Below are 560 nucleotides of genomic sequence, written 5' to 3' on the forward strand. Positions count from 1 at the left end.
CCGGCAGTCCGGCTAGCTCCATAAAGGCGCAGCCGGCCGGCTGGCCGGTAGCAGTCAGCCAGCCATGGAGACGGCCTCCTTCCTCTCAGTGGCGCTGGCCCTGGCGGCCCTCGTCCCCGTCTCGCTGCTCCTTGTGAACCGGCTCCTCTACGGCAAGCTGCCCCCGGGGCCGCGGCGGCGGCCCGTGGTGGGCAACCTGTTCGACGTGCAGCCCGTGCGGTGCCGGTGCTACCAGGAGTGGGCGCGCCGGTACGGGCCCATCATGACGGTGTGGCTGGGCACGTCGCCCACGGTGGTGGTGTCCACGTCGGAGCTGGCCAAGGAGGTGCTCAAGACCCACGACCAGCAGCTCGCCGACCGCTGCCGGGACCGCTCCACCGAGAGCTTCAGCCGCGGCGGCCAGGACCTCATCTGGGCCGACTACGGCCCCCACTACATCAAGGTGCGCAAGCTCTGCAACCTCGAGCTCTTCACGCAGCGCCGCCTCGAGGCGCTCAGGCCCATCCGCGAGGACGAGGTCACCGCCATGGTCGAGTCCGTCTACAAGGCCGTCACCGCGC

Annotated in this window: 1 protein-coding gene; it reads left to right on the forward strand. The window is 70.7% G+C overall.

The window, feature by feature from the left end:
* Nucleotides 1-64: 64 nt before the first annotated feature.
* Nucleotides 65-560 (forward strand): cytochrome P450 (locus CVM52_RS28270; protein WP_133120033.1); only part of this gene is annotated, 496 nt, incomplete at its 3' end.

The sequence above is a fragment of the Pseudooceanicola lipolyticus genome (genome assembly GCF_002786325.1).
Lineage (GTDB): Bacteria > Pseudomonadota > Alphaproteobacteria > Rhodobacterales > Rhodobacteraceae > Pseudooceanicola_C > Pseudooceanicola_C lipolyticus.